Annotated in this window: 16 protein-coding genes; 7 read left to right on the plus strand and 9 right to left on the minus strand. The window is 65.2% G+C overall.

The window, feature by feature from the left end:
• Positions 1-34 precede the first annotated feature (34 nt).
• Positions 35-1,051 (plus strand): FAD-binding oxidoreductase, encoded by a 1,017-nt coding sequence (locus tag IB235_RS04760; RefSeq protein WP_192335840.1) that lies wholly within the window; start codon positions 35-37, stop codon positions 1,049-1,051.
• On the opposite strand, the gene IB235_RS04765 is transcribed toward IB235_RS04760, so the two are convergent.
• Complete coding sequence (locus tag IB235_RS04765) at positions 1,035-1,544, minus strand: NnrU family protein (RefSeq protein WP_192335841.1); 510 nt, start codon at positions 1,542-1,544, stop codon at positions 1,035-1,037. The two genes, IB235_RS04760 and IB235_RS04765, sit on opposite strands and share 17 nt — an antisense overlap.
• Before the next feature lie 90 nt (positions 1,545-1,634).
• Here IB235_RS04765 and IB235_RS04770 point away from each other — a divergent pair, with 90 nt between their 5' ends.
• Positions 1,635-2,195, plus strand: coding sequence for a DUF4202 domain-containing protein (locus tag IB235_RS04770; protein ID WP_192335842.1), 561 nt, complete (start codon positions 1,635-1,637; stop codon positions 2,193-2,195).
• Entirely contained in the window at positions 2,188-2,862 is a 675-nt protein-coding gene (locus IB235_RS04775; RefSeq protein WP_192335843.1) for a CbiX/SirB N-terminal domain-containing protein, read from the plus strand. Before IB235_RS04770 ends, IB235_RS04775 begins: the two co-directional genes overlap by 8 nt.
• A gap of 76 nt (positions 2,863-2,938) precedes the next feature.
• On the opposite strand, the gene IB235_RS04780 is transcribed toward IB235_RS04775, so the two are convergent.
• Genes IB235_RS04780 through IB235_RS04805 form a run of 6 tightly spaced genes read right to left on the minus strand, consistent with a single transcriptional unit; the run spans position 2,939 to position 9,179 of the window.
• Positions 2,939-6,031 (minus strand): valine--tRNA ligase, encoded by a 3,093-nt coding sequence (locus IB235_RS04780; RefSeq protein ID WP_192335844.1) that lies wholly within the window; start codon positions 6,029-6,031, stop codon positions 2,939-2,941.
• A gap of 59 nt (positions 6,032-6,090) precedes the next feature.
• Positions 6,091-6,759, minus strand: coding sequence for a glutathione S-transferase family protein (locus IB235_RS04785; protein WP_225612040.1), 669 nt, complete (start codon positions 6,757-6,759; stop codon positions 6,091-6,093).
• Positions 6,759-7,391 carry a glutathione S-transferase family protein gene (locus tag IB235_RS04790; RefSeq protein WP_192335846.1) on the minus strand — a complete coding sequence of 211 codons (633 nt, stop codon included), beginning with the start codon at positions 7,389-7,391 and terminating at the stop codon, positions 6,759-6,761. Before IB235_RS04790 ends, IB235_RS04785 begins: the two co-directional genes overlap by 1 nt.
• Before the next feature lie 3 nt (positions 7,392-7,394).
• Positions 7,395-8,030 (minus strand): YceI family protein, encoded by a 636-nt coding sequence (locus tag IB235_RS04795; protein WP_192335847.1) that lies wholly within the window; start codon positions 8,028-8,030, stop codon positions 7,395-7,397.
• On the minus strand, positions 8,027-8,815 hold the full coding sequence (locus tag IB235_RS04800) for a VOC family protein (RefSeq protein WP_192335848.1): 789 nt from the start codon (positions 8,813-8,815) through the stop codon (positions 8,027-8,029). Before IB235_RS04800 ends, IB235_RS04795 begins: the two co-directional genes overlap by 4 nt.
• Before the next feature lie 10 nt (positions 8,816-8,825).
• Positions 8,826-9,179, minus strand: a complete 354-nt coding sequence (locus tag IB235_RS04805; protein WP_192335849.1) for a DUF1428 domain-containing protein — start codon at positions 9,177-9,179, stop codon at positions 8,826-8,828.
• Between the two features lie 88 nt (positions 9,180-9,267).
• Here IB235_RS04805 and IB235_RS04810 point away from each other — a divergent pair, with 88 nt between their 5' ends.
• Positions 9,268-9,981 carry a winged helix-turn-helix transcriptional regulator gene (locus IB235_RS04810; protein WP_155038442.1) on the plus strand — a complete coding sequence of 238 codons (714 nt, stop codon included), beginning with the start codon at positions 9,268-9,270 and terminating at the stop codon, positions 9,979-9,981.
• Here IB235_RS04810 and IB235_RS04815 read toward each other — a convergent pair.
• Positions 9,915-10,397 carry a peroxiredoxin gene (locus IB235_RS04815; RefSeq protein WP_155038443.1) on the minus strand — a complete coding sequence of 161 codons (483 nt, stop codon included), beginning with the start codon at positions 10,395-10,397 and terminating at the stop codon, positions 9,915-9,917. The genes IB235_RS04810 and IB235_RS04815 overlap by 67 nt on opposite strands.
• 77 nt (positions 10,398-10,474) lie before the next feature.
• Between IB235_RS04815 and IB235_RS04820 the strand changes: the two genes are divergently transcribed.
• A complete protein-coding gene (locus IB235_RS04820; RefSeq protein WP_192335850.1) occupies positions 10,475-11,674 on the plus strand; it encodes an NAD(P)/FAD-dependent oxidoreductase in 1,200 nt (399 codons plus the stop codon).
• Complete coding sequence (rsmD, locus tag IB235_RS04825) at positions 11,674-12,240, plus strand: 16S rRNA (guanine(966)-N(2))-methyltransferase RsmD (RefSeq protein ID WP_192335851.1); 567 nt, start codon at positions 11,674-11,676, stop codon at positions 12,238-12,240. Before IB235_RS04820 ends, rsmD begins: the two co-directional genes overlap by 1 nt.
• On the opposite strand, the gene IB235_RS04830 is transcribed toward rsmD, so the two are convergent.
• Complete coding sequence (locus IB235_RS04830) at positions 12,237-12,668, minus strand: Lrp/AsnC family transcriptional regulator (RefSeq protein ID WP_155038446.1); 432 nt, start codon at positions 12,666-12,668, stop codon at positions 12,237-12,239. The two genes, rsmD and IB235_RS04830, sit on opposite strands and share 4 nt — an antisense overlap.
• Positions 12,669-12,813: 145 nt before the next feature.
• Between IB235_RS04830 and IB235_RS04835 the strand changes: the two genes are divergently transcribed.
• The gene (locus IB235_RS04835; RefSeq protein ID WP_192335852.1) at positions 12,814-13,971 is read left to right on the plus strand and encodes a type III PLP-dependent enzyme; all 1,158 of its coding nucleotides are present in this window, start codon (positions 12,814-12,816) and stop codon (positions 13,969-13,971) included.
• The last annotated feature ends 35 nt before the right edge of the window (positions 13,972-14,006 follow it).

Consider the following 14,006-nt stretch of genomic DNA (forward strand, 5'->3'; position numbering starts at 1 on the left):
CTTTTTCACGGCAGATGCGATATGGGGTGGCGGGATGGCAAGTGCAAAACTCAACGTGGCGGGCGCAGGCGTGTTCGGCCTTGCCTGCGCATGGGAACTGCTGCGGCGCGGCCAGCCTGTGCAGGTCTTTGAGGCAGCACGGATCGGCGCGGGATCATCCGGCGGCCATGTCGGCGCGCTGGCCCCTCATGCGCCCGAGAACTGGAATCCAAAAAAGCAGATCCAGTTGGATGCCCTGATCGGTGCCCATGACTGGTGGGCCGAGGTGGCGCGTGTCGGCGGCACAGATCCCGGCTATGCCCGCACCGGTCGCATCCAGCCGGTCGCCGAAGGGGCCGAGGATCGCATGCGCGAGCGGATCGCAGCCTCAAAGGTGAACTGGCCGGATTGGGCAGGGATGGAGCTGACCGACGGACCTCAGGCCGGTCTGGTGCCGGTCTCGCCCTCGGGCCTGTGGCTGATCGACCGCCTGACCGCGCGGATCAGCCCGCGACGCGCCGGGGCAGCGCTGGCCGCTGCCATCCGCGCCAAGGGCGGCGAGATCATCGAGGGCACACCCGCCCCCGACGCCCCCGCGATCTGGGCCACGGGCGTCGCAGGCCTTGCGCCGTTCGGCGGGAACGGGGTCAAGGGCCAGTCGGCACTGCTGGCATTCGACGCTGGCGATCAGCCGCAGGTCTTTGCCGATGGGCTGCATATCGTGCCGCATTCCGATGGGACGGTGGCGATCGGCTCGACCTCCGAGCGCGACGCGACGGATACCGGGACGGATCATCAGCTTGATGAATTGATCGCCAAGGCGCGGCTTTATTGCCCAGCTCTCGCCGATGCTCCGGTGGTGGATCGCTGGGCGGGTATCCGCCCTCGCGCCAAGTCCCGCGCGCCCATCGTCGGCGCTTGGCCCGGACGGCCCGGCCATTACGTGGCGAATGGCGGCTTCAAGATCGGCCTTGCCATGGCCCCGGCCGCCGCCGGAATGCTGGCCGATCTGATCCTTGAGGGCCGCGACCGCATCCCCGAAGGCTTCCGCCCACCTATGGCAGCGGACTGACCCCCACGACCAGCGGATGCAGATGGAACAGCGCGGCCCAGATCAGCAGGGCCGCGACGATGCGTCGCCAGCCCAGCCTGACGGTGGCGCCACGGCGCAGCCCCATCGCCAAGCCGAACAGCGCATAGGCCAGAAGCAGCCCGAACAGCACCACATGCGCCAGCTCGCCATTGGCCAGCAGATGCGTCCCCGCCCATAGGCTGACCCCCGCCATCAACCCGACCATGCCGCCCAGACAGGCCGCCAGCACCGCGACCGGCATGGCGATATTCACCAACCAGCGCATCCAGCCCGCCTGCGGCCAGATCTCGACAAAGGGTGCCCGCCCCGAGGCCACGATCAGCCAGTACAGCAACGCCAGCGACAGCAGGCTGTAGCCGACCAGATAGGTCCGTCGCCCGAAACGCGCGACCAGCGCCCCCCGGAACCGCACCGGGATCACATGCGAGACCAGAAACGCCGCCAAGGCCAATGAAAATTCTGCCCATTCCATGACCGAAACCCTAGCCGCGCCCCTCTCGTGCGGCAATCCGCGTTGACGCCGCACCCGGTCGCGCCATGATAGGCAAAAAAGAGGACGCCCATGACCCGCCTTCAGACCGCTTTCGATGCCATCGACAAGGCCAATTCCGCCGACCCGACCCTGACAGACGGCCAGCCCGAGGCCCTGCTTTACGGCCAGCGCATGAGCGCCGAGCAAGAGGCGCTTTACCCCGAGGCCTCGGACCCGCTGCGCATCGCCTGCCGCGGCCAGCATGTCGAGCGCTGGCTGCTACCGCGCAAGGATTTCCCCATGGACCGCCCCGGCTACCTCGCTTGGCGCACCGAGCAGGGCCGCCGCCACGCCGCCCGTATTGCCGGGATCATGCGCGAGGCGGGTTATGCCGATGACGACATCCAGCACGCCGAAAAGATGCTGACCAAACAGGGCATCAAGCGCGACGGCGACGTGCAGGCACTGGAAGACGCCGCCTGCTTCACCTTCATCCGCTGGTATCTCGGCCCCTTCGCCGAAGGCCGCGACGCGGAAGAGTTACAGCGCATCGTCGAAAAGACCGCGCGCAAGATGTCGGAAACCGCCCGCGCCCGCGCGCTGGTCGAATTCGCCATTCCCGAGCCCTTCGCCGCCGCCTTCCGTGCCTAAGGTCCTGATCGTCGCCCATGGCCAGCCGGGTGACCCCGGCCCGCAGCAACAGGCGGTCGAGACACTGGCCGCCAGCGTCGCCGCGCTTCTACCGGGCCATCAGGTCCGGGGCGCGACGCTGGCCATGCCCGGCGCGCTTGATGTCGCAGATAACGACACGCTGATCTATCCGATGTTCATGGCCGAGGGCTGGTTCACCCGCAGCGAACTGCCCCGCCGCCTTGGCCTGTCCGGCGCGCCCAATGCCCGGATCCTGCCGCCTTTCGGCAACGATCCGGGTCTGCCCACCTTGTGCCGCGACCTCATCGAACAAGCGACTGCGGCGCAGGGTTGGCCAATGGAAACCACCCATATCCTGCTTGCCGCGCATGGCTCCGGCCGCTCACGCGCGCCTTTCGAGGCCGTGCAGAAAATGGCCCAAGACCTTCTCCCGCTCCGCGTAACCTGTGGCTTCATCGAGGAACCACCATACCTCGCCGACGCCGCCGCGAACCTGCCCGCGCAATCCATCTGCCTGCCGCTATTCGCGACGCGGGCCGAGCATGTCACCGACGACCTGCCAGAGGCCCTCGCGCAGGCAGGTTTTCGCGGCATCACCCTGCCTCCGGTCGGCATGGCCGCCAAGGTTCCCGCCATGATCGCCGAAACGATCAGGGCCGCACTGTAAAGCGCGGCCCCTCGGTTTCTCCGTTTTTCAAATACCCAAACAGCAACCGCGCCACAAAAGCGGCGCGGCCCATGGGTCACATCGCCTGCAACTGCGCCAGCGCGGCACGGATGCGCGACACGTCATCTTCAAGCGCGGCCAGCTTCTCGCGGGTTTCCTCGATCACCTCGGCCTCGGCATTCTCGACGAATTTCGGGTTCGACAAGCGCCCGCGCAGGCCCTGCGCGTCCTTCTCGGTCTTGCCGACCGATTTCTCCAGCCGCGCCGATTCCGCCTTTACGTCGATCATCTCGCCGACCGGCAGGGCAAAGCTCGCCCCAAGTGCCGCGACCGAGATCATCCCCGGCCCCATCGCGCCGTCAGCGGGCGGGTTCACGCGGGCCAGACGCTCGATCAGCGGACCGTTCGCGGCCAAGGCGGCGCGGGCGGCCTCATCGGCCTCGGTCACGATCAGGTCGGGGCGCGCGCCAGCCGGAACGCCGATCTGGGCGCGGGCCGAGCGGATGTTCTCGATCAGAGCAATCACCCAGTTCATCTGGCGATCAGCCTCGGCGTCGATCAGTTCCGCGCCGAATTCCGGCCAGTCGCCATGGACCAGCATCTTGGAACGCTCGCCCGTCAGCGCCCAAAGCTCTTCGGTGACGAAGGGCATGATCGGGTGCAGCATGGTGTAGCACTGGTCCAGCACCCAGCCCATCGTGGCCTGCGTTTCCTCGCGATGCTCACCGTCGAACAGCGGCTTCGAGAATTCCACATACCAGTCGCAGACCTTGCCCCAGACAAAGGCGTAAAGCCCGGTCGCGGCATCGTTGAAGCGGTAGCTTTCCAGCGCCTCATCGGTCGCCATGCGGATGCGGGCCAGTTCAGCGATGATCCAGCGGTTCACCACATGCTTGGGTTCCGGACGGGCGACGCCGCCCTTCACGCCGTTCATCTCGGCAAAGCGGGTGGCGTTCCAGATCTTGGTGACGAAGTTGCGGTTCGCCTCGACATGCTTCGGACCCAGCTTCGGGTCGCGACCCATCGCCGCCATCGAGGTCAGGGTAAAGCGCAGCGCGTCGGCACCGAACTGGTCGATCAGCGTCAGCGGGTCGATGACATTGCCTTTCGACTTCGACATCTTCGCGCCTTTTTCGTCGCGCACCAGCCCGTGGACATAGACCGTGCGGAAGGGCACGTCCCCGACGACGGCCAGTTGCATCATCATCATCCGGGCGACCCAGAAGAAGATGATGTCGAAGCCGGTGATCAGCGTGCTGGTCGGGAAATAGCGCGCCAGCTCCGGCGTCTGTTCCGGCCAACCCAGCGTCCCGATCGGCCACAGGCCCGAGCTGAACCACGTGTCCAGCACGTCGGGATCGCGCCAGACCGGGTAGACCAGCTTGGTCGGGTCCTGCGTCAAGTTGTAATCGGCCAGCCCCTGAGCAAAGGCGTCCACCGCGGCCTCGCGGTTGGCAACCTCGATGACACGGGCGATTTCCAGCGGCTGCGGCAGACCGGCAATGCTGTCGCGGAACTTCTCGGCCACATCGGCAAAGCCCGAGGCGGCGTGGTGGATCTCGTCGCGATGGACCAGACCTTCTTCGAGCAGGGCAAAGATTTCCACGTCGTCCAGCGCGCCGTCATGGTCATCATCGACCTGACCTTCCAGCGACAGGTTCAGACCGTACCAGACTGGTATCTGGTGGCCCCACCACAGCTGGCGGCTGATCGTCCAAGGCTCGATATTTTCCAGCCAGTGGAAATAGACCTTCTCATGCTGCTCGGGCAGGATCTTGGTCTGGCCCGAGCGCACTGCGTCGAGCGCCGGACCGACGATCTTGGCGGTATCGACGAACCACTGGTCGGTCAGCATCGGCTCGATGACGACGCCCGAACGGTCGCCAAAGGGCTGCATGATCGGCTTGGAATCGACCAGCGCGCGGCGTTCCAGATGCTCGGCGCCGGTTTCTTTCTCGATTTCCTTGTGCAGATAGGTGACGGCCAGACCCTCGGCACTGATCTGCTCGATGACCAGCTTGCGGGCCTCGAACCGGTCCAGACCGCGCAACTCCTCGGGGACGAGGTTCACGTTCGAGACATCGCCCACATCCTCGCCATTGGCGGCGCGGGTCGCGATCTCGGCGCTTTCCTCATAGGACAGGCCGTCCTGACGCATCGCGCCCTTGCCATCCATCAGCGCGTAAAGCGGGATGTTGTTGCGCATGGCAACGCCGTAGTCGTTGAAGTCATGCGCGCCGGTGATCTTGACCGCGCCCGAGCCGAAATCCGGGTCCGGATACTCGTCGGTGATGATCGGGATCAGGCGGCGATGCTGTTTCGGCCCGACCGGAATTTCGCACAACTGGCCGACGATCGGGGCATAGCGGGCGTCGTCAGGATGGACCGCAACCGCGCCGTCGCCCAGCATGGTTTCGGGCCGGGTCGTCGCGATGCTGATATAGTCGCGGGTCTCGCGCAGGGTGACGTTGCCGTCCTCATCGCGCTCGACATATTCATAGGTCGCGCCACCGGCCAGCGGGTATTTGAAATGCCACATATGGCCGGGAACTTCGCGGTTCTCGACTTCCAGATCCGAGATCGCGGTCTCGAAATGGGGGTCCCAGTTGACCAGCCGCTTGCCGCGATAGATCAGGCCCTTGTCATGCATCTCGACAAAGACCTTGATCACGGCGTCGTGGAAGTTCCCTTCCTCACCTGCAGGGGCACCCGGAGCGCCCGACATGGTGAAGGCATTGCGCGACCAGTCGCAGGAGGCGCCAAGGCGCTTCAACTGCTCGATGATGGTGTCGCCGGATTCCTGTTTCCACGCCCAGACCTTCTGCAGGAATGCCTCGCGCCCGATCTCACGGCGGTTGGGTTCCTGACGCTGGGCCATCTGGCGCTCGACCACCATCTGGGTCGCAATGCCAGCATGGTCCTGACCCGGCTGCCACAGCGTGTCAAAGCCGCGCATCCGGTGCCAGCGCACCAGAATGTCCTGCAGCGTGTTGTTCAGCGCGTGGCCGATATGCAGGCTGCCGGTCACGTTCGGGGGTGGGATCACCACCGAAAAGCTCTCGGCGCCCGGTTTCGCGTTGGCACCCGCGGCAAAAGCATCGCTCGCCGCCCATTCACCCGCGATCCGCGCCTCGGCGGTATTCGCGTCGAAGTTCTTTTCCATGGCCATCTGGTCACCCCTTTGATCGCGAAGGGGATAGCGAAACACAGACAAAAGGCCAAGAGGCGCTAGGTCAGGAACCTTGCCGGAATAAGCTCGGGGAAGGGGAAAAGCTTCAGGCAGGGCAGCGCCTCGGTTCGGGCGCGGTGGAACGAGGGCCGCGCCAGAAGCCGTTCGAAATAGGCTGACAGCGCCGGACGGTCGCCGAACGGCTGCAGGATACCCGCATAGAACAGCGCCGGAGAGGCTGCGCAATCGGCCAAGCCGTAATCGCCAGCCGCCCATTCCCGGTTCTGAAGATGGTGGTCCAGCGCGTCATAGGCCAGATCCAGCTTGTCGCGCGCAAAGGCGCTGACCGGGGCCTCGGCCCCCTCGCCCATGAACAGCCGCGCATCGACGATCTGCTGAGCGATGCCATTGACCTGAAAGTCAAAGAACCGGTCCCATTGCCGCGCCAGAAACGCCGCATCGGGATCGGCGGGCAGAAGCTTGCGCGTCGCCGGATAATGCAGCTGGACATAGTCGATCATCACCGAGGATTGCGACAGGATCACCCCGCGCGCCTCGTCCCGCAGGCCGGGCATGCGGCCCATCGGTTCGATCCGCTTCATCAGCGCGCGGTCCTCGGGGTCGCCCAGATCGATTTGGCGGAAGGTGAAGGGCGCGCCGGTTTCATACAGCGCGACCAGCACCTTCTGGGTATAGGATGACAGCGGATGCCCATAGATGGTCAGCATCACGCGGCCTCGGTGAAATGATCAAGCTGGGCGGCAAGCGCCTGCTGAAAGGCCGGGCGCGCGGTCATTCGCTGCACATAGTCCGTCAGCACCGGATGGGGGTCCAGCTCATCCATATGGGCGACCAGCCGCAGCGCCTCGCAGATCAGGATGTCGGCGGCGGTAAAGCGGCCCGAGGCGATGAATTCGCGCTTGGCCAGAACCGGGGTCAGCTGGCGCAGGCGTTCTTGCAGGCGGGGTTGCAGCAGGCCGGTCGCCGTCTCGTTTTGGTCCGAGATCTTGGCCATGAAAAAGGCCATGATCACCGGCTCCAGCGTGTTCAACCCGGCGATCATCCATTGCTGCGTCTCGGCCCGCTGGCGGGGATCGCGGGGGATCAGCGCCTCGTGCCGGTCGCCCAGATACAGCAGGATCGCGCCGCTTTCGAACAGCGAGATATCCCCGTCATCGACCATCGGCACCTGCCCGAAGGGCTGGCGCAGCATGTAAGGCAGGGTCTTTTCCCGCACGCTGGTCGTCTCGACGTGATAGGGCAGGCCCGCTTCCTCGCAGGCCCAGCGGACACGGATGTCGCGCACATAGCCCTTGGAGATGTCGGGAACCCAGTCAAATGTCGTGATCACGAGTGTCATGGGTCATTCCTTTCGAGCGAACTCCGCGTCGATCGAGATCAGGATCGGCTCGGTGAAGAATGCGTTGAGGCCGTAGGCTTGAGGGTCGATCTGGGTCTGCGCATGCAGCCCGATCAGGTCGCGGATGACCGGATTGCCGTTTTCGTCGCCGGTGAAGCCCTTGCCCGCGCCGATCAGTTCGACCCCGAAAATCGCGGGATGGGTCTTGCCCATCAGGGTCAGCTGACCGTTGACGCTGCCCCTGGTGTCGCTTTCGGCGACAAAGCCTTCGGACACGAAGCGGGCGGTCGGGTTGGCGGCCGTATCCAGATAGTCCTTGCCCCGCAGGACGTCGGCAAAGCCCTCGACCGGGGAGGAAATCGAGGTCACATCGACCTCGACCTCCAGCTTGCTGGCTGCCGGATCGTCGGGCTTCCAGTCCAGCGTGCCACTGACCTTGTCGAAGCGGAACACGCTGTAGGAAAAGCCCAGATGCAGCACGCGGGCGATGACCGCGCTGTGATAGGGGTCCAGCGCATAGCTGCCCGGACCCGCCGCGTGATAGTTTTTCTGCCCATGCGGCACGTCCGAGGGTTTGTAGTCCTGCGCCGCCGCGGGGGCGGCGCAGAGAACCAGCGCAATCAGCGCCGCGCGGATCATGAGGCGTTCTCTTTCGGTCCGACGACCGAGAAATGCGCCCCCTGCGGATCGCGGAAGAAAGCGATGAAGGCACCGCCGGGCACCTCGACCGGGCCATGCAGCAGCGTGCCCCCGCCCGAGGTGATGCGCTCGATAGCGGCATCGACTCCGTTCACGCCGAAATAGGGCAGCCAGTTCGGCACGGGCGAATTGCCCAAGCCCATCATGCCGCCGATATCCGCGCCGTTCCACGAGAACAGCTGGTAGGTCCCCATCGGCCCCATGTCGACCGGCGTCGACTTGGTCCAGCCGAACAGCTCGGCGTAGAAATCGAAGGCCGCGCCGGGATCGGTGGACATCAGTTCGATCCAGTTGCCGTGGCTTTCCTTCTGCTGGTTCCATGGCCCGGCATCGGCGGGCGGTTTCGGGTCCATGCCCAGCGGTTGCAGGATGCCGAAACCGACGCCTTGCGGATCGGACAGCACGGCGAAACGCCCGGTTTCGGGAATGTCGGCGGGTTCGCGAAAGACCTTGCCACCCAGCGCCTTGACCTTGGCAGCGGCACCGTCGGCATCGTCCACGTCGAAATAGATCATCCAGAAGGGCGGGACATCGGCGCAGTCCTCGGGCCGCTCCATCAGCCCGGCAATCGGGCCGCCATCGTAATGCGCCAGATGATAGGTAAAGCCGGGCATTCCGGCGTCGCTGATCTTCCAGCCAAAGACCTTGTCATAGAAGGCCCCGGCATCGTCCAGCGCGCCCTTGGCGGTGGACAGCTCGAACCAGCATGGTTTTCCGTGATACATCGCCCCACCCTCAGCTTTCGTCCACGACGGGTTCGAACCCGCCCCACATCATCCGCATCCCGTCAAAGGGCATGTCGCCCATCTTGGCCATGTCGGGATCGGACATCATCTTGGCATAGGCGGCGTCGGCCGTTTCCTTGTCGGACCATTCGATCCAGGAAAACAGGATCGTCTCATCCTCCTTGGCCTTGGTCGCCATATAGAAATCAGTGACCTTGCCGTGGGGCACATCGACGCCCCAGTTCTCGACCATGCGCTGTGCGCCCCATTTCTTGAAATAGGGCCAGGCCATGCGGGCGTGGTCGATGTATTTCTGCTTGTTCTCGGTCGGTACAGCCAGAAGAAAACCGGAATAGTAAGTCATCTGTCGTCCTCCTCAGACGGCGAAAGAAACGCCGGTGAGTCGAAGGGTCTCAGTTGCAGTAGTAAAAAGCAACTGTTAATATGAAAACATGAATGAGATCGGCCAAACCCCGCGAACCCGCTATGACGAGGGCTGCCTTGGCGCCCACGCCCTGAATTTCATCGGCGACCGTTGGGCGCTGCTGGTCGTGCGCGAACTGATGTTCGCGCCCAAGCGGTTCCAGATGATACGGGCGGGCATGCCCGGGATCACCGCCAGCGTGCTGACGCAAAGACTGGGGCAACTGACCCAGACCGCGATCATCGCGCATGATCCGGTGCTGGGAATTTACACGCTGACCGATCTGGGCCGGGCGCTGCACCCGCTGCTGACAGAGCTGTGCCGCTGGGCCTTGCTGCTGCCGGGCCATGATCCGCGCAAGTTCATCAGCATCTCGGCGCTGATGATTTCCATTTCGGCAACGGTGGATCGGGCGCGGGCGGCGGGATCGCCACTGCGCGCGGGCTTCCTGTCAGGAACCGAGGGGTTCGAGGTGGTTTTGTCCGCGAATGGCCTGCCGCAGGTCCGCGCCGTGCGCGCGCCGGATGCGGATTTCGTGCTTGAGGGCAGCGGCAATGCCTTGGCTGCTGCCGTCTATGGCCCTCCGCCCACCGCCCTGGCGGCAGCGGGGCGCATTGCCCTGCACGGCGATCCGGTCGCCGCGCAGGAGTTCACCAGCTTCTTCAGCGTGACGCCTCAGACCAGATCCAGCAGCGACTCGCCCGAGGAAATCGTGCAGGCCCCGGCGGCTTCCTCGACCTGAATTTCGGTCACGGTGCCGTTGTCGACCAGCATCGCATAGCGCTTGGAGCGGCCATTGACCCAGCCAGCGCCCTCGATGTTCAGGCCAAGCGCCTTGGTGTAGCTGCCATCGGCATCGGCCAGCACCTCGATCCCGGCATCACCCGCGCCGGTGGCTTTCGACCATGCGCCCGCGACGAAGGGGTCGTTGACGGTCACGCAGACGACGCGCGAGACGCCTTTTTCGCGGAACTTGTCAGCGTTCTTCACAAAGCTCGGCATGTGGCTGTTCGAGCAGGTGGGGGTGAAGGCGCCGGGCACGGCGAAAATCGCCACGCGGCCCTGCGACAGTTCGGCGGTGTCGACCTCGGCGGGGCCATTCTCGCCCAGTTTGAACAGCTTGCCTGCGGGCAGCTTGTCGCCTTTCGAAATGGACATGCGCGTTCTCCATGAATTGCATCAATGCGGGGCGGACTATAGGCTGCGCGCCTTGGGCAGACCAGTAAGGGCAAAGAATGAATATCGTGATCCTTGGTGCGGGGCAGGCAGCGGCCTCGATGGCGGCGAAATTGCGGGCGCTGGGGCATCAGGGGCCGATCACCTTGATCGGAGACGAGGCCGAGCCGCCCTATCAGCGCCCGCCTTTGTCGAAAGCCTATCTGCTGGGCGAAATGGGGCTGGACCGGCTGACCCTGCGCGGCGCGGAATGGTGGGCGGAACAGGGGATCACCCTGCATCTGGCCGAGCGCGCGACCGGCATCGACCGCGCGCGACGGGTCGTCGTGACCGACAAGGGTGAGCATCCCTATGACGCGCTGGCCCTGACGCTGGGCGCAAGCCCCCGCCGCCTGCCGCAGACGATGGGTGGCCACCTGCCCGGCGTGCATGTGGTGCGCAATCTGGCCGATATCGCGGCGGCGAAACCCGCGCTGGTGGCGGGCCGCCGTCTGGTGGTGATCGGTGGCGGCTATATCGGACTTGAGGCCGCCGCCGTCGCCCGCAAGCTGGGGCTGCATGTGACGCTGGTCGAAGCCGCGCCGCGCATCCTTGGCCGGGTCGCCAGCGCCCAGACCGCCGACATGATCCGCGCACTCCACCGCGCGCATGGCGTGGACATCATCGAAGGCGTCGGGATCGAGCGTATCACCGGGACGGAAGCCGCCGACGGCGTGACCCTGTCGGATGGCCGTCACCTGCCCGCCGATCTGGTCATCTGCGGCATCGGCGTTGCCCCCGAAACCGCCCTGGCCGAGGCCGCCGGACTGGCGGTCGATAACGGCATCGCCACGGATGTGCAGGGGCGCAGCTCGGACCCGGCGATCTGGGCGGCGGGCGATTGCGCCAGCTTCCCTGCCCCTGACGGGCAGATGCGGCTGGAAAGTGTCGGCAATGCCATCGACATGGCCGAGGCGGTTGCCGCGAACATGCTGGGCGCTGGCGCGGACTACTTGCCTAAACCGTGGTTCTGGTCTGATCAGTTCGACGCGAAACTGCAGATCGCCGGGTTGAATGCCGGTTATGATCAGGTCGTGACCCGGCCGGGCGCGGGCACGCATGGCGGCTCGGTCTGGTATTATCGTGACGGCCGCCTGATCGCCGTCGATGCGCTGAACGACGCCCGCGCCTATATGATCGGCAAGCGGTTGATCGAGGGCGGCAAGTCGCCCTCGCCCGAGGCCGTGACCGAGGCCACCGATCTGAAGGCCCTGATGTAATGCGGATCATCGGCGGCAATCTGCGCGGGCTGAAACTGGCGGATGTGGGCGCGGGCGACACTGCGGCCCATCTGCGCCCGACCACCGACCGGGTGCGCGAGTCGATCTTCAACCTGCTGGTCAATGGCACGCATGGCAATCCGATCCCCGGCGCGCGGGTGCTGGACCTGTTCGCGGGCACCGGTGCGCTGGGGCTTGAAGCGCTGTCGCGCGGCGCGGCCCGCGTGGCCTTTGTCGATGACGGCGTCGCGGCCCGCGCGCTGCTGCGCCAGAATATCGAAAAGGCCCGCGCCATGGGTGTCACCGATGTCTGGCGGCGCGACGCGACCAAGCTGGGCGAAAACCGAGGACCAGGTTTCGACCTGATCTTCCTGGACCCGCCCTATGGCAAGGGTTTGGGCGAACAGGCCATCGCCTCGGCCTTGGCCAATGGCTGGATCGCCCCCGGCGCGATGATCGTCTGGGAGGAATCTTCCGCCCCGCCCGCCGTGACGGGGCTGGAGCGGATCGATCAGCGCAAATATGGCGATACGGTCATCACCCTGCTGCGCCCCGAGACGGCTTAGGTCGCCCGGTCCAGCTTGGTCGACAGGTGGATCAGGCTTTCGCTGGACCTGACCCCGGTCAGACTGCCGATCTGATCCAGCACATCGTCAAGCTGGCTGGTCGATGTGGCCGCCAGCTGCAGCAAAAGATCCACCCTTCCGCTGGTCGTGTGGATGCGTTCGACCTCGGGCAGGCTGCGCAGTCGGGTCAGGATACCCGCCTGCGAGCGCGGCTCGATGGTCAGCAGGCAGGTGGCACGGATGCGGTTTTCCCGCGCCGCATCCCCCAACCGCAGCGTATAACCGGCAATCGCCCCCGAGGTTTCCAGCCGCTCCAGCCGCGCCTGCACGGTCGAGCGCGCAACTTTCAGCCGCCGCGCCAGAACCGCCACCGATTGCCGCGCATCCTGCGCAAGATGGGCCAGAATGCCCCGATCCAGCTCGTCCAAATTCAACACCTGACATATTGACGCCATTTTGGTCGATTTAACCGATCCAGCGCGCAATTCCACCCTTTTCGTTGCATCAACCGGAAACAATCAGGCGCAGACTTGAGGTCACCCCCGTTCCCGAACGCAAAGGAAGGATCTGCCGATGGGACTGACCGAAGGCCGTGGCCCCAAGACCGTCTGGAACAACCCCGCCGAGATCATTCGCGTTTTGGCCCCGGAAGATCCGGTCATGGTCTTTGATCCCGCGGTCCTGCGCGCGACGGCGCAGCGTTTCCTGCGCGGCTTTCCCGGTCTGGTCACCTATGCGGTGAAATCCAATCCCGACAAGGCGATCATCCGCACCCTTGCTGCGGCTGGCGTGAAGGGATTCGATGTCGCCTCGCCCTATGAGATCGACCTGATCGGCCGTCTCGCCCCCCATGCCGCGCGCCATTACCACAACCCGGTCCGCGCGCGCGCGGAGATCGCCCATGGCGTCGCGGCGGGGGTAAAGTCATGGTCGGTGGATAGCTGGTCCGAGTTGGAGAAGCTGTTCCAGCGCGTCCCATCCGAAAATTGCGAGATCTCGCCCCGCTTCAAGCTGCCGGTGTCTGGGGCGGCCTATGATTTCGGCTCGAAATTCGGCGCTTCGCCGGAACTGGCGGCAGAATTGCTGCGGGCGGTGGCGGATCGCGGCTATATCCCGTCGCTGACCTTCCATCCCGGCACGCAATGCGGCGATCCGCAGGCATGGGAAAGCTATATCACCACCGCCGCGCGGATCTGCGACATGGCGGGGGTCAAGGCGCGGCGGCTGAATGTGGGCGGCGGCTTCCCCTCGCACCGGGTGCAGGCGATTGCGCCGGACCTGACCACGATCTTCGAACTGATCGACAGCGCCACCGAGGCCGCATTCGGCGCCGACCGCCCGGAACTGGTCTGCGAGCCGGGGCGCGGCATGTGCGCCGATGCCTTTGCTCTGATCACGCGGGTCAAGGCGGTACGCGACGGCGCAGCCGTTTTCCTGAATGATGGCGTCTATGGCGGGCTGACGGAATTGCCGCAGATCGGCAATCTGGACCGGCTGCAGGTCCTGACCCCCGAAGGCGCCCCCCGCTCAGGCGATCCCATCCCGCGCACCGTTTTCGGGCCGACCTGCGACTCGCTCGACCGGCTGCCCGGAGAGATTGCCCTGCCCGCCAATATCCAGGAGGGCGACTACCTGATCTTTCAGGGTGCGGGCGCGTATTCGACCGTGACGAACACCCGCTTCAATGGCTTCGGGCAGATGGCGCACCTGTCTGTTCGGTCACTTTCCTGACGCGATCAATTCCCGGTTGCTGATTCCATGCTAGC

The sequence above is a fragment of the Paracoccus sp. PAR01 genome (genome assembly GCF_014851995.1).
GTDB classification, from domain to species: domain Bacteria; phylum Pseudomonadota; class Alphaproteobacteria; order Rhodobacterales; family Rhodobacteraceae; genus Paracoccus; species Paracoccus litorisediminis.

What these genes read in the sequence shown, in the direction of transcription:
- IB235_RS04780 (WP_192335844.1), bottom strand. Translation starts at nt 6,031, where the DNA reads ATGGCCATGGAAAAGAACTTCGACGCGAATACCGCCGAGGCGCGGATC.
- IB235_RS04795 (WP_192335847.1), bottom strand. Translation starts at nt 8,030, where the DNA reads ATGATCCGCGCGGCGCTGATTGCGCTGGTTCTCTGCGCCGCCCCCGCG.
- IB235_RS04800 (WP_192335848.1), bottom strand. Translation starts at nt 8,815, where the DNA reads ATGTATCACGGAAAACCATGCTGGTTCGAGCTGTCCACCGCCAAGGGC.
- IB235_RS04820 (WP_192335850.1), top strand. Translation starts at nt 10,475, where the DNA reads ATGAATATCGTGATCCTTGGTGCGGGGCAGGCAGCGGCCTCGATGGCG.
- IB235_RS04760 (WP_192335840.1), top strand. Translation starts at nt 35, where the DNA reads ATGGCAAGTGCAAAACTCAACGTGGCGGGCGCAGGCGTGTTCGGCCTT.
- IB235_RS04815 (WP_155038443.1), bottom strand. Translation starts at nt 10,397, where the DNA reads ATGTCCATTTCGAAAGGCGACAAGCTGCCCGCAGGCAAGCTGTTCAAA.
- IB235_RS04835 (WP_192335852.1), top strand. Translation starts at nt 12,814, where the DNA reads ATGGGACTGACCGAAGGCCGTGGCCCCAAGACCGTCTGGAACAACCCC.
- IB235_RS04805 (WP_192335849.1), bottom strand. Translation starts at nt 9,179, where the DNA reads ATGACTTACTATTCCGGTTTTCTTCTGGCTGTACCGACCGAGAACAAG.
- IB235_RS04770 (WP_192335842.1), top strand. Translation starts at nt 1,635, where the DNA reads ATGACCCGCCTTCAGACCGCTTTCGATGCCATCGACAAGGCCAATTCC.
- rsmD (WP_192335851.1), top strand. Translation starts at nt 11,674, where the DNA reads ATGCGGATCATCGGCGGCAATCTGCGCGGGCTGAAACTGGCGGATGTG.
- IB235_RS04810 (WP_155038442.1), top strand. Translation starts at nt 9,268, where the DNA reads ATGAATGAGATCGGCCAAACCCCGCGAACCCGCTATGACGAGGGCTGC.
- IB235_RS04790 (WP_192335846.1), bottom strand. Translation starts at nt 7,391, where the DNA reads ATGACACTCGTGATCACGACATTTGACTGGGTTCCCGACATCTCCAAG.
- IB235_RS04785 (WP_225612040.1), bottom strand. Translation starts at nt 6,759, where the DNA reads ATGCTGACCATCTATGGGCATCCGCTGTCATCCTATACCCAGAAGGTG.
- IB235_RS04765 (WP_192335841.1), bottom strand. Translation starts at nt 1,544, where the DNA reads ATGGAATGGGCAGAATTTTCATTGGCCTTGGCGGCGTTTCTGGTCTCG.